Annotated in this window: 14 protein-coding genes; 12 read left to right on the plus strand and 2 right to left on the minus strand. The window is 58.3% G+C overall.

The window, feature by feature from the left end:
* Positions 1-172 precede the first annotated feature (172 nt).
* From ABD903_RS10530 to ABD903_RS10550, 5 genes are all read left to right on the plus strand, one after another.
* Positions 173-850, plus strand: coding sequence for a DUF4328 domain-containing protein (locus tag ABD903_RS10530; RefSeq protein WP_345223980.1), 678 nt, complete (start codon positions 173-175; stop codon positions 848-850).
* 25 nt (positions 851-875) lie between these two features.
* On the plus strand, positions 876-1,637 hold the full coding sequence (locus ABD903_RS10535) for a hypothetical protein (RefSeq protein WP_345223981.1): 762 nt from the start codon (positions 876-878) through the stop codon (positions 1,635-1,637).
* A 41-nt stretch (positions 1,638-1,678) separates the two neighbouring features.
* Entirely contained in the window at positions 1,679-2,983 is a 1,305-nt protein-coding gene (gene dctA / locus ABD903_RS10540) for a C4-dicarboxylate transporter DctA (RefSeq protein ID WP_345223983.1), read from the plus strand.
* Between the two features lie 124 nt (positions 2,984-3,107).
* Positions 3,108-3,668 (plus strand): hypothetical protein, encoded by a 561-nt coding sequence (locus ABD903_RS10545; RefSeq protein ID WP_345223985.1) that lies wholly within the window; start codon positions 3,108-3,110, stop codon positions 3,666-3,668.
* 54 nt (positions 3,669-3,722) lie between these two features.
* On the plus strand, positions 3,723-4,418 hold the full coding sequence (locus ABD903_RS10550) for a hypothetical protein (protein ID WP_345223987.1): 696 nt from the start codon (positions 3,723-3,725) through the stop codon (positions 4,416-4,418).
* Positions 4,419-4,484: 66 nt separating this feature from the next.
* Here ABD903_RS10550 and ABD903_RS10555 read toward each other — a convergent pair whose 3' ends face one another.
* Entirely contained in the window at positions 4,485-4,952 is a 468-nt protein-coding gene (locus ABD903_RS10555) for an energy transducer TonB (protein WP_345223989.1), read from the minus strand.
* A gap of 199 nt (positions 4,953-5,151) precedes the next feature.
* Here ABD903_RS10555 and ABD903_RS10560 point away from each other — a divergent pair, with 199 nt between their 5' ends.
* From ABD903_RS10560 to ABD903_RS10590, 7 genes are all read left to right on the plus strand, one after another.
* Positions 5,152-5,451, plus strand: coding sequence for a sll1863 family stress response protein (locus tag ABD903_RS10560; RefSeq protein ID WP_345223991.1), 300 nt, complete (start codon positions 5,152-5,154; stop codon positions 5,449-5,451).
* A gap of 9 nt (positions 5,452-5,460) precedes the next feature.
* The gene (locus ABD903_RS10565) at positions 5,461-5,799 is read left to right on the plus strand and encodes an outer membrane protein assembly factor BamE (protein ID WP_345223993.1); all 339 of its coding nucleotides are present in this window, start codon (positions 5,461-5,463) and stop codon (positions 5,797-5,799) included.
* 191 nt (positions 5,800-5,990) lie between these two features.
* Positions 5,991-6,929 carry an alpha/beta fold hydrolase gene (locus ABD903_RS10570; protein ID WP_345223995.1) on the plus strand — a complete coding sequence of 313 codons (939 nt, stop codon included), beginning with the start codon at positions 5,991-5,993 and terminating at the stop codon, positions 6,927-6,929.
* A gap of 107 nt (positions 6,930-7,036) precedes the next feature.
* Positions 7,037-7,621, plus strand: coding sequence for a DUF7010 family protein (locus tag ABD903_RS10575; RefSeq protein WP_345223997.1), 585 nt, complete (start codon positions 7,037-7,039; stop codon positions 7,619-7,621).
* Positions 7,622-7,651: 30 nt separating this feature from the next.
* Positions 7,652-8,767, plus strand: coding sequence for a sensor histidine kinase (locus ABD903_RS10580; RefSeq protein WP_345223999.1), 1,116 nt, complete (start codon positions 7,652-7,654; stop codon positions 8,765-8,767).
* 100 nt (positions 8,768-8,867) lie between these two features.
* Positions 8,868-9,599, plus strand: a complete 732-nt coding sequence (locus tag ABD903_RS10585; protein ID WP_345224001.1) for a LytR/AlgR family response regulator transcription factor — start codon at positions 8,868-8,870, stop codon at positions 9,597-9,599.
* 247 nt (positions 9,600-9,846) lie between these two features.
* Positions 9,847-10,128 carry a hypothetical protein gene (locus tag ABD903_RS10590; RefSeq protein ID WP_345224003.1) on the plus strand — a complete coding sequence of 94 codons (282 nt, stop codon included), beginning with the start codon at positions 9,847-9,849 and terminating at the stop codon, positions 10,126-10,128.
* Positions 10,129-10,205: 77 nt separating this feature from the next.
* Here the strand turns inward: ABD903_RS10590 and paaN are convergent, their stop codons facing one another.
* Positions 10,206-11,882, minus strand: a complete 1,677-nt coding sequence (paaN, locus tag ABD903_RS10595; protein ID WP_345224005.1) for a phenylacetic acid degradation protein PaaN — start codon at positions 11,880-11,882, stop codon at positions 10,206-10,208.
* Positions 11,883-11,915 lie beyond the last annotated feature (33 nt).

Genomic DNA, 11,915 nt, shown 5'->3' on the forward strand with positions numbered 1-11,915 from the left:
CCCGGCCACCTTGGTCGGGCGTTTTTTTGTTGAAGCGCTTAATTACCTTACTTCGAGTAGCGGCGGCGCTTCCGTCTGCGGTTTGATTTCCGGTTCTTCAAAAGCCCCGCTTAACCAGACGGGCTTCGTGGCTGGGGCGTAGCTTTACAGGTGCTTTATTGTACGCCCTGCTATGCGCACCCTACTTGATAACCGCCTCTACCACCGCTTTGCAACGAGTACGCAATGGCTGGTGGCAGCCGCCTCGGTTCTGCAATTGCTTGTTTCCGGTTACCAATATTACCTCGTTCAGCATATCGATCAGGTTACGCCCTCGGATGTAACCCTGCTGGACGAATGGCAGCCCGTACTCGGCTACGGGCGCCTGGGCGTTGTTTTGCTGGCCTTTACGGCCTTCATCACGTGGTTTTACCGCGGCTACGATAACCTGCACCGGGTCCGCGAAACTCCCCTTCCGTCACAGGCCTCGGGCTGGGCAATTGGTGGTTGGTTTGTGCCCATCATGAACTTCTGGTATCCGTACCGGCTCATGAAAGAACTGTGGCACCTCACGCAACGGCATGCGCTGGGAGTTCCGGTTTCGCCCGACTACGGACTGGTAAAAGGCTGGTGGACGTTGCGCCTGGCTTCCTTGATCGTGGCCCGGCTTGCTCAGAGTGCCACTGATGCCTCCCCCAGCAACCTCGACCAATTGCACGATGCCACCGTTGTGCTGATAGTGTCCGTGGGTTTGGACCTAGGCTATGCGCTGGTGACCCTCGTGCTGCTGCGCCAGCAAGGCCGGCACGAAACCCAACTAGCCGAGCGTTACGCAGTTAATGGACCCGTGAAAACCCCGGCCTCCGCTTAACATCCGGATTTAGGTAGTATTGCTCATGTACGTTAGCCGCCGACACTCGCGCAAATTGTTTTTCCCGGTTGGGCTGCTATGCCTGCCGTTGGTGCTGCTGCTGGGGTGCCTGACAATTGCATGGGACCCGGTTTGGGGGCCGGCGGGAAGGGTGCTGCAAATATCCATGCCTCTGCTTAACATAGATGAAAACCTCCTAAAAGCCCAAAGTGAACCGGATGAAAGTCACTATTCTCCAACGCAGCTTGAGAAATTTCGCTTGTGGCAAACAGTAGTGTTTACGGGCAATCCGTGGCAAGATTATTACAGTTACCGCACAGCCTCATACTATATCGACCAACTTAGTCAGGCGCCCGAAATGGACGCCGGCCTGCGGGTTTATTTTCAGCCCACGGCAAACTACCGAAGCCTCGTTCAAATGCTCAGCTGGGTTGTAGCCGCCGATGTAAAACGTTACTGGATTGACATACGGCACAGCCCTACTGCCTTTTATGCGGTTACCAGCAAGCCCAAACCGCCGCAACCATCTAATCGGTATACATTCATATGCGGCACCAATGATGCTATGCTGCGCATCTATGCGCCAGAGGAGGCTCACCCCAACGGTTTAATGGACCGGCTGCTTGGAGCACTTACCGACGACCAAACCTATTTTCCGCCGCTGTTCAAACTATTGGTATTGGGCATGGTTCTGGGGATTTTGTACAGCGGCTTCTACCAACTCATGGGTCTTGCTTTCTACCCGAAGCTAGCCCAGCACCTGCAGAGTAGCCCAAGGCACAGCTAGCCGCGTTTCCCTATTTTGCGAGCCTAATTTCCGGCCTCTGCATGAAAAAGCTCGCCCGCAACCTCACGTTTCAGGTTCTTACCGCCATTGCGCTGGGCGTGCTGGTGGGGGCGTTTTTTCCGGCGGTGGGCACGGCCCTAAAACCGGTGGGCGAGGTGTTCATTAGGCTCATCAAAATGCTCATCGCGCCCATCATTTTCCTGACGGTGGTGCTGGGCATCGGCTCCATCGGCAGCCTGAAAAAAGTAGGGCGCGTGGGCGGCAAGGCGCTGCTGTACTTCGAGCTCATTACCACGTTTGCCCTGCTCATTGGGGTGGCGGCGGCCAACCTGGTGAAGCCCGGCGTGGGCGTAGATACCAGCGCGGCCACGGCCAATGCGGCGGCCACCAGCAAGTACATCGAGCGGGCCGAAGGCATGGACTGGGTGGCGTTTTTTACCCACATCGTGCCCGAAAACCTGGTGGGCGCCTTTGCCGAGGGCGACGTGCTGCAGGTGCTGCTGGTGGCGGTGCTCTTTGGGCTGGCCCTAACCCGCATGCCCGATACCGTGGCCCGGCCGCTGCTAAGCACCTTCGAGCGGCTCAGCCACGTGCTGTTTGCGGTGCTGGGTATGGTTATGAAGCTGGCGCCGCTGGGCGCGTTCGGTGGCATGGCCTACACCATTGGCACCTACGGGCTCGATACGCTGGTGCCGCTGGCCAAGCTCATGGCCTCGGTGTACGCCACCATGGCGCTGTTCATTTTTGGCGTGCTGGGGCTGGTGGCGCGGTTGTACAAGTTTAGCTTGTGGGACCTGCTGGGCTACATTAAAGAAGAGCTACTGATTGTGCTCGGCACCTCATCGTCGGAGTCGGCGCTGCCGCGGCTCATCGACAAGCTGGAAACCTACGGCTGCTCCCGCTCGGTGGCGGGGCTGGTTATTCCCACGGGCTATTCCTTTAACCTCGACGGCACCACCATTTACCTATCGATGGCCTGTATTTTTCTGGCGCAGGCTTTTAACGTTCCCCTCTCGCTGGGTCAGCAGCTCACCATCATTGGCATTCTGATGATTACCAGCAAAGGCGCGGCCGGGGTTACGGGCTCGGGGTTTGTGGTGCTGGCCTCCACGCTGGCGGCCACCAAAACCATTCCCGTGGAGGGCATGGCGCTGCTGCTGGGCGTAGATCGGTTCATGTCGGAGGCGCGGGCCATTACCAACATCATCGGCAATGCCGTAGCGGCGGTGGTGGTTGCCAAAAGCGAAAACGAGTTCGACGAGCTGCGCAACAAGCTGGCGCTGAGCGGCGTGGTGCTGCCCGAAAGCGAGCTGGACGAAGAGCAAGCCGAGGACCTGCAAGCGTAATGCTACCCGGGTGCTAATCCGGTGATAAATGGCACTTTTGACAGCCAAAACACGTTTTCTGCGTACCTGTATCTGTTATAATTGACTGCTACCGCGGACTTCCCTCTTCACTTCTCCCGATTTCATGGCTGCACTGCCTCCCGACTTACGCAAAGCCCTCCTTCAGCTTCCCCAAAAGGAAAAAGACCAGCTGCTGGTGCGCCTCGTCTGCCAGGACAAGGTGCTGACCGAACAGCTGCAGTTTCGGCTGCTGGAAGGCGCCGAGGGCCTCGAAACCCGCCGCACGCAGCTGCGCGAGCGGCTCGACGACCCCATTCGCGGCTACCACCAAACCCCGAATGACTTGCTGGTGATTGTGCGGCAGCTGCAGAATATGATCAGCTACCACGCTAAAATTACCGCCGACACCTTTGGGGAAGTGGAGCTAACGGTGCACCTGCTCAACAACGTGTTTCTGGCTCAGCCCGAGGCCGTGGCGCGCCTCACCGGCACCACTCAGTTGCTGCTCAACCACCTCGTGCGCCGCACCGACACCGCCCTGCGCCAAGCCGAAAAGCTGGAAACCGATTACCACGTGGAGCTGGCCGATGCCATTAACGAGCTGCTCAACAACCTCTGGCGCACCGCCGCCGCACCCTTGGCCCGCGACCTGGGCCTGCCCAAGCAGTGGGGCGTGTTTCAGTAAACACTTTCTTACATTGCTTCCTAGCACATTTATTCAAGATAAAAAATCAGCAATATGGTTAATACTTTAAACTGCATAAAATCGATTATTTTATTGTTTGCCCTATTTTCTTGCAATGACAATCGAAATATCACAATAAACCAAGTCAATAAAAAAACCAACAACCAAGAAACCAATATCATCGACAAAGCCGACGTATACAAAGTAGACAACACTTGGTTTATACCCAAAAAATCTTTTGAATTCAACGATTCGGCCAGGATTCAAGGAGACACCTTAACCTTAATTACTTGCGCGAATTTTATATATTATCCCTTCGGCAATATCCAGGAAGAGTCTTTCTTAAAATCGCCTTTACTTAAAGAATTAACGGCGACACAGAAAGTAGCTCATGTTGATGAAAATCAATTTAAATACCACTTACTACAAAAAGACGAAAGCAAGCTTTTATTCCTTTTTAAGGAACAAAAACCTGACGAGTACTGGGGTTCTTACATTGAAAGAGGGATAATAAATAACAGCTCGATAATGTTAAGCAATGGAATAAGAACAGGAATTTCAATTAAAGAATTTTATTCCAAGTTTTTCAAGCAAGTCAACCAAGATCTTCACTCAAGAGTATCTATCATAATATTAGAGCCTTGTATTAGTGGCAACCCGAGACACGTATACAACTTCACCGACCAAAAGCTCAAACAAATCAAGTTTGAGTGCATTGATTCTGGCTGTGGGAAAATACTAGATTATTAAAACTTCAATCTTCTAAGCATAATATACATCCGTTTCCCATATTATGCCCTCACACCATTCACCCACTTATTCCAGCGCCCGAAACACGATGGGCAGCGTGTAAGACACCTTTACCGGCTGCCCGCCCACGAGGCCGGGCGTCCACCAAGGCATGATGCGCACGAGGCGCAGGGCCTCCTGGTCGAGGCCGGCCCCGAGGCCTTTCACCACTTGCGGATCGATGATGTGGCCGCGTTCGTCGACCACAAACCGGACGTAGACTTTACCCGAAAGGCTTTTGCTTAGGGCTTCCTGCGGGTATTGCAGCTTGTCGCGCAGAAACTTACCAAAGGCTTCGGTGCCGCCGGGAAAGGCTGGCATAACCTCGGCTACGTGGTACACGGCCGGCGCGGCAGGCACGCTGGCTTCGGCCGTTTGTGGCGCTGTATCTGAATGGTGGGTGGTAGCAACCAGGGAGCGGGCCTCCTGAGCCCAACAGACCGGACTACTACCTAGCAACAACGCGGCAACAATCAGCAAAACAAGGCGGTGCATGGCGGCTTACTTTGGGTAAGGGAAGCTGCGACAAAGCTAGCCGTGGGCCCTGCGGAGCGTGTAACGGCAGGGTTACGGTTGCGTTGTGCTTGCGTTGGTAACACAAGCTGCGCCATTGAAGCATCCTTTTTCGGCTGGTTTCAGTACAACAGGGAAGCCCGGTTTTACCGCGGCTACTCACCCGCTCCATTCTGCTTCCATGTCGTACACGCCAAATCCCGAAAACATGCGCGCCCCGGTTCACCTGAGCCCGAACGAGCTGCGCCAGGCTCTGGACGAGCTCGATGCCAAAATCAAGACCCTGAACGCCCGCGCCAACGCCACCACGGCCCAGTCGCCGCACCATTACCACGAGCACGCCGCGGCCCTGGAAGCCAAGCGCAGCAAGCTGGCCGCCCAGCTCGGCTCGGCCGATGCTACCGACACCCACGGCAGCGTGTGGACCGACCTCAAGCGCGGCATCGACGCCCTGCGCGACGACATCAGCAAACTCCTTTAGTTCAGTCCCATGCTAGCAAAACGACTCTTGGGTATCATGCTGCTGGGGCTGCTGGGCTGGGTTTTAAATGCCTGCACCGCGCAGGAAAGCTTCCAGAACGCCGAACAGTGTGCGAAAGTAGAAGTGGGCATGACGCAGGAACAAGTGCGCACCCTCATGGGCGCCCCCACCGGCGACGATACCGCTGCCGACGGCGGCCACATGTGGTCGTACCTGTTCGGCAGCGCCACCGATACCCAGCCCATCAAAATCATATTTAGCGCCGATGGCCGCGTGACCAGCAAGCAATGCGCCCCGCAGGCCCAGGGCGATGAACGCCCCGACGCGGATACCAGTCCGGCACAGTAGCCTTTGCCCCGCCAGTTTTTGAAGCGGCTCCTCTGCAGGAGCCGCTTTTTTTATGCCGTGGCGGCAAAAATTCACCCGGCTTTTTTACCGTTCGGCCCGCATCGTTACCGTTCGGCCAGGTTTGCCTTCCGCTCCCGTCTCCGGCGTGCCACTTTTGAATCATCAACCACGACCTAACTCACTTGATGACCATGCAACGCCCCGCTACCTTCCTACGCAATATTGCCGCCGCCCTGCTCCTGACCGCCACGGCCGCTACCGCGCCGGCCGCGGCCGCTACACCCGCAGCCGTTGTGGCCGATAATCCGGCGGCTCACCCCAATTTCACCGTGAAAGTAGTGGGCAAGGGCCAACCGGTGCTGCTGATTCCGGGCCTCACCTGCCCCGGCGCCGTGTGGGACGAAACCGTGGCCCGCTACCAAAAGCAGTACCAGTGCCACGTAGTAACCTTGGCTGGTTTTGGCGGCGCGACGGCCCCGGCCAGCACCAACCAGCTGCTCCAGAACGTGCGCGACCAACTGCTAGCCTACATCAAAACCCAGAAGCTGAACCGGCCTGCCGTTATTGGCCACAGCCTAGGCGGGTTTATGGGCCTTTGGATGAGCACCACCCAACCCGAAGCCGTGGGGCCGCTGGTGATTGTAGATTCGCTGCCGTTCCTGGCCGCCGTGCAAAACTCCAACCTCACCGCCGAAGCCGCCAGGCCCATGGCCGAGGGAATGCGCCAGCAAATGAGCCGGGGCAAAATGAGCATGGCCCAGCAGCGCCAAATGACGGCCGGCATGATGAATGATACGGCGCGCATCAGCCAGGCAGCCCGCTGGGGCCAGCTCTCCGACCCTGCCACCGTGGGCCAGGCCATGTACGACATGTACACCACCGATTTGCGCGCTGAGCTGGGCCGGATTCAGCAACCGGCGCTGGTCCTGGGCGCCTGGGCCGCTTACAAGCCCTACGGCTCGACCAAGGAAAGCACCCGCGCCATTTTCGCGCAGCAATACGCGAAACTGCCCCAGCACCAAATCGAAATGTCGGAGGCCGGCAAGCACTTTTTGATGTGGGACGATACCCAGTGGTTTTTCGCCCAAACCGATGCCTTCCTAAAGCAGCACGCGCTGGCCAAAAAATAGAAATACCTTGCCGGTCGGCTTTATTCGCAGCCTTTGCCGAGCCTTGCGGATGAAGCCGACCGGTTTTTTACCTCCCTTTCCACTACTTTTTTATCTACCTCATCGATATGGTAACGCAACAAGACTTCGACGCCCTCCGGTTGGAGCTGTCGGTAAAAGCCAAAAACGGCGTTGATTTCATTACGGCCGCCAGCCTGCTTTGGGCCAGCATTGCCGGGATATGGGCACTGCCCTACAGCGTGTCGCAAAAGGCGTTGTTCACCTTTATCGTGGGTGGGCTGATGCTGCCGCTGGCGCTGCTGCTTTCCAAGCTCTTTAAAACCACCTGGACGGTGAAAAGCAACCCGCTGCAGCCGTTGGGCCTGTGGCTGAACTTCGCACAGTTGTTCTATTTCCCGTTCCTGATTTTCGTGTACATCAAGGCGCCGCAGTACTTCATCATGAGTTACGGCATCATTACGGGCGCGCACTTCTTTCCCTACGCTTGGTTCTTTAACCAGAAAGCGTACGCCGTGTGGCCCGGCCTCATTGCGTTTGGCTGCATGTTCATCGGTCTGCGGGTTTCCCTCGACCATCTGTATTTGATTCCGGCTTTCGTGGCGGTTTCGCTGCTTACGCTGGCTGTGGTGCTGTTCTTTGCCCATCAGCGCAACAAGGCCAGCTATTCGCCGGTCGCCTTCGGCCTGAGCTAATTTCAGGCACACACTTCTCGGTTTTCGCTCATGACTGATTCTGCCCGGCGCGTGCGCCTATATTGGCGCCTGCAGCTACTCGGCTGGGGCTTGTATGGTGTATTTGGCGTCGCCGTCTACTCCATGTTCAGTCGCAGCTTCTCGCCCAGCATTGTACTCATTCAGGTGGTTGTGGCCGCTACCATGGTGGGCATTTCGCACGGGCTGCGTTACCTCATTCAGCGCTTCGACTGGGTACAATTGCCGCTGCTTTCGGTGCTGTGGCGCCTGCTCATCACCAACCTGCTGCTGGCGGTACTCAGCCAGGTTGTGGTGTGGGCCGTGGTGCTGCTGCTCATCATTCCGCTGCTGCAGCCCAACGGCAAGCCGCAGGGCTGGGGCGAGTTTTTTGGCTACGTGCTCAACGTCAACTTTGTGCTCTGGCTGTGGTCGGCGGTGTACTTTGGGCTGCAATACCTGCGCCGCTACCGCCAGGCCGAGGTAGACAAGTGGAAGCTGGCCGCCGCCGTGCGCGAAGCCGAGATGCAGACGCTCAAGGCGCAAATCAATCCGCACTTTCTGTTTAACGGCCTCAACAACATTCGCGCCCTCATTGGCGAAGACCCTGAGCGGGCCCGCACCATGCTCAGCCACCTCTCGGAGCTGCTGCGCTACGCCATTCAGCTAAACCGCACCGAGCAGGTGCCGCTGCACCGCGAGCTGGCCGTGGTGCGCGACTACCTGCAGCTGGAGTCCTTGCAGCTGGAGGAACGCCTGCAGTACACCGTGGACGTGCCCGACGACTGCCTGCCGGTGATGGTGCCGCCCATGCTGGTGCAGGTGCTGGTGGAAAACGCCATCAAGCACGGTTTGTCGTCCCGCCCCGACGGCGGTATTCTGCGGGTGCAGGCCCGGTGCGAAGCCGGCGCGCTGCTGCTGACTGTGGAAAACACCGGCCAGCTTGCCCAAGAGCCGCCCCGCTCCCGCCCCGACGGCACCGGAACCGGCCTGCGCAACGCCGCCGAGCGCCTGCGCCTGCTCTTTGGCGAGCGGGCCGAACTGCGGCTGGAGCAAACTGCTCCCGATCTGGTAACCGCCTGGGTACGGCTGCCGGTCGAGCAGGCCGCTACGGCGCAGCCCCAGCCCCCGGCGTATCTGCTGGGCTGATAGTTTTGCGGCCTGCTTCGGCGGCATTACCGGCCGAAACGACGTCTAGGCCCGGTCCCATCGGCTGTGCCCGGTTTAGGAAAACGTATTACCCCGACTTATGAAAACCCTTATCGTTGACGACTCGCGCCTGGCCCGCCAGGAGCTGCGCCACCTGCTCCAGCGCCACCCCGATGTGCAGGTAGTAGGCGAAGCCCGCCACGCCGACGAAGCCCAGCAGCTTCTGCCCAACCTGCAGCCCGATCTGCTGCTGCTGGATATTCACATGCCCGGCCGCTCGGGTTTTGAGCTGTTAGCCAGCCTCGACCACGCCCCGCACGTCATCTTCACCACCGCCTTCGACCAGTATGCCATTCAGGCCTTCGAGGTGAATGCGCTGGATTACCTGCTTAAGCCGGTGGACGTGCAGCGCCTGGCTGCCGCGCTGGCCAAGGCGCGTACCGCCCTTTTGGCCGATGCCGAGGCGCCTGAAGAAGCGGCCGCACCTCGGGAAGTGCTGCGCGAAACCGACCAGGTATTTGTAAAAGACGGCGAGCGGTGCTGGTTTGTGCGCCTGGCCGATGTAAAACTGCTGGAAGTGGCCGATAACTACACCCGCGTGCACTTCCACGACGTGCGCCCGCTCATTACCCGCAGCCTGCAGCACCTGGAGGCCCGCCTCGACCCCAAGGTGTTTTTCCGGGCGAACCGTCAGCAAATCATCAACCTAAAATGGGTGGAGAACGTGGAGCCGTGGTTTAGCAACAGCCTTAAAATCAGTCTTCGTGGGGGCCTGGAGGTGGAAGTGTCGCGGCAGCAATCCATCCGGTTTCGCGAGGCCTTGAGTTTGTAGCTGCCGGCTACTGCACCAGTATTACATTTCCGCAAAAGTCAATAAAATGGTGTGCGATTATCGTTTTTACTGTTTCGGCCGGTTGCTGCGCGTGCCTGGGCTTGCGGCATTCCGCCGGTGCTGTATCATTTTGGCGCTTAATGCAGTATAAAGGGACGGTTACCAAAATCAGCCGATTGCAGCCGGCACGGGCCCATCCCGTTGCTGCTTGTGCTTCGGTCGGCGCCCACCCTTGACTTCACTCGCCATGAAATCCATAGTATACTTCATTCCCCTCAGCCTTTTTCTCATCGGCAGTAGTGCCTGTTCCCGCAGCGGCGACGCCACCATGGCCAACCCGCGCAGCTACGGCTCGGTGAAGGTAAAACCCCAACAGCGCGCCAACGACAAGTCGCGCTTCAAGGAACAACGCGAAAAAAACAACGGCACCTTCGGCCTGGGTCTGGCCGATCAGTCGAACAACCCTTACAAGTTTCAGACGGTGAAAGCGCCCAAGAAATACAAATACAGCAAGCCCAAAGGCTACTAGCTAGCTATTAGGCCCTGAAACGCAAACGACCCGTCGGAACTTTCCGGCGGGTCGTTTTGCATTTGACTGGCGGTTGCTTAGCTGGTGGCCGGCTCACGGAAACCTACCCAGGTGAAGCGCTTGAGCACAAACTCGGGGTTGGTGAAGGAGGCGTTGCCGGCCGGGTTGCCGCCGGTCACGTGGAAATCGGAGAAAGCGGCGCTTTGGTTCACGTAAATGCCACCCGTCAGGTTAAAGCTCACGGGCGTTCCGGCGAGGCTCATCTGGTCCATGATTTCCTCTTTCAGCTCGGGGTTGGTGGTGTAGGCCGCGCAGCTGATGGCGCCATGCTTCCGCGCCAGCTCGGCCGCCAACCGGATGCTTTCGTGGGTGTCTTTGGTCTTGATGGCCAGCAGGATGGGGCCGAACAACTCCTGGCTGAAATGCTCCTTTTGGGTAGCGTCCAGCTCGTATAACGACGGCGAACAGGTGCGCGCGTTCTGGAACTGCGGGTTGTCTACCTGGCCGTGGGCCAAGGCGTTGCGGTGTCCGCGCTGGCTCATTTGGACCACCCGCTCCTGCGTGGCGGGGTTCTGAATAGCACCGAGCACGTGCGGTGCGGCCTTGGGGTTAGCGGCCAAACCCTGCACGGCGCTGGCCAGTTTCTGCACCACTTCCTCGTAGGGTACCAGGGTGTCGCCCACCTGCACGCCGGCTTCCGGAATAAAGAAATTTTGCGGGGCCGTGCACATCTGGCCCGAGTACAGGCTCACCGAAAACGCAAGGTTCTGCACCACCTTGTCAAGGTCGCCGCAGCTGTCGAGGATAACCGAGTTAACGCCGGTTTTCTCGGTGAATACCACCTTGCCCTGGCTTTGCAGGCTTTCGATGTAATTACCGAACTCCGTACCGCCGGTGTAGTCGATGAGCTTCACGGCCGGGTTTTCGGCCAGCTCTCTAGTAATCAGACGGTCATCGGCATCCACGCCCAGTTGGCAGATGGTAGCAGGCAAGCCGTGGGCCACCAGCACTTTCTGCACTTCGGCCACTACCAAGGCAATGGGCAGCACGGCTTTGGGGTGCGGCTTTACAATGACGGGGTTGCCGGTTACCAACGAGGCAAACATGCCGGGCACGGTGTTCCAAGTGGGAAACGTAGCGCAGCCAATTACCAGGGCCACGCCCTTGGGCACGGCGCGCCAGGTTTTGCGCAGGCTGATGGTGTATTTGCCTGTGGGCTTATCCCACTGGGCTTGCTCCGGTAAGCGCGTCTGCTCCTCGTAGCCGGCGGCCACGGCTTCCAAGGCCCGGTCGGCGGCGTGCGGGCCCGAGGCCTGGAACGACATCAGGAACGCCTGCCCCGTGGTGTGCATGGTGGCATGAGCAATTTCAAAAAAGCGCGCTTTCATGCCTTCCAGGGCCTCAATGAGGATGGCGGCGCGGTCGGCGGGCTTCAGCTTGCGCCACGGGCCGAATGCCTGCTGGGCGTTGCACACCAGCGTTTCGGGCGCGTAATACGGGTATGTAATGTGCAGCGGCTGCTGCTCGTAAGGCGACTCTTCCTGGCCCACCCAGGCTTCTGGCTCGCCTTGCTGCAACTCGGCGTAGGGCTGGCCGCGGCGGGCGTCGTAGGCAGCGCGGCCTTGCGCGTCGGCGTCGGGGCCGTACACATCGGGCAGTGGGTTTTCGGGGTAATGGGAAAAGTACGTGCGGTTGTGCAGCGCCCGAATGGCCTGCTCCAGGGTGGCTTGGTGCTTTTGCGTGGTGTTAATCATGCCCCGAAGTTGGAGGTTGAGGGGAATATTAGG

The organism is Hymenobacter koreensis (assembly GCF_039541855.1).
GTDB classification, from domain to species: domain Bacteria; phylum Bacteroidota; class Bacteroidia; order Cytophagales; family Hymenobacteraceae; genus Solirubrum; species Solirubrum koreensis.

Bases quoted from the DNA above. Each gene is read 5' to 3' on its own strand.
- ABD903_RS10530 (WP_345223980.1), top strand. From the start codon at position 173: ATGCGCACCCTACTTGATAACCGCCTCTACCACCGCTTTGCAACGAGT.
- ABD903_RS10535 (WP_345223981.1), top strand. From the start codon at position 876: ATGTACGTTAGCCGCCGACACTCGCGCAAATTGTTTTTCCCGGTTGGG.
- dctA (WP_345223983.1), top strand. From the start codon at position 1,679: ATGAAAAAGCTCGCCCGCAACCTCACGTTTCAGGTTCTTACCGCCATT.
- ABD903_RS10545 (WP_345223985.1), top strand. From the start codon at position 3,108: ATGGCTGCACTGCCTCCCGACTTACGCAAAGCCCTCCTTCAGCTTCCC.
- ABD903_RS10550 (WP_345223987.1), top strand. From the start codon at position 3,723: ATGGTTAATACTTTAAACTGCATAAAATCGATTATTTTATTGTTTGCC.
- ABD903_RS10555 (WP_345223989.1), bottom strand. From the start codon at position 4,952: ATGCACCGCCTTGTTTTGCTGATTGTTGCCGCGTTGTTGCTAGGTAGT.
- ABD903_RS10560 (WP_345223991.1), top strand. From the start codon at position 5,152: ATGTCGTACACGCCAAATCCCGAAAACATGCGCGCCCCGGTTCACCTG.
- ABD903_RS10565 (WP_345223993.1), top strand. From the start codon at position 5,461: ATGCTAGCAAAACGACTCTTGGGTATCATGCTGCTGGGGCTGCTGGGC.
- ABD903_RS10570 (WP_345223995.1), top strand. From the start codon at position 5,991: ATGCAACGCCCCGCTACCTTCCTACGCAATATTGCCGCCGCCCTGCTC.
- ABD903_RS10575 (WP_345223997.1), top strand. From the start codon at position 7,037: ATGGTAACGCAACAAGACTTCGACGCCCTCCGGTTGGAGCTGTCGGTA.
- ABD903_RS10580 (WP_345223999.1), top strand. From the start codon at position 7,652: ATGACTGATTCTGCCCGGCGCGTGCGCCTATATTGGCGCCTGCAGCTA.
- ABD903_RS10585 (WP_345224001.1), top strand. From the start codon at position 8,868: ATGAAAACCCTTATCGTTGACGACTCGCGCCTGGCCCGCCAGGAGCTG.
- ABD903_RS10590 (WP_345224003.1), top strand. From the start codon at position 9,847: ATGAAATCCATAGTATACTTCATTCCCCTCAGCCTTTTTCTCATCGGC.
- paaN (WP_345224005.1), bottom strand. From the start codon at position 11,882: ATGATTAACACCACGCAAAAGCACCAAGCCACCCTGGAGCAGGCCATT.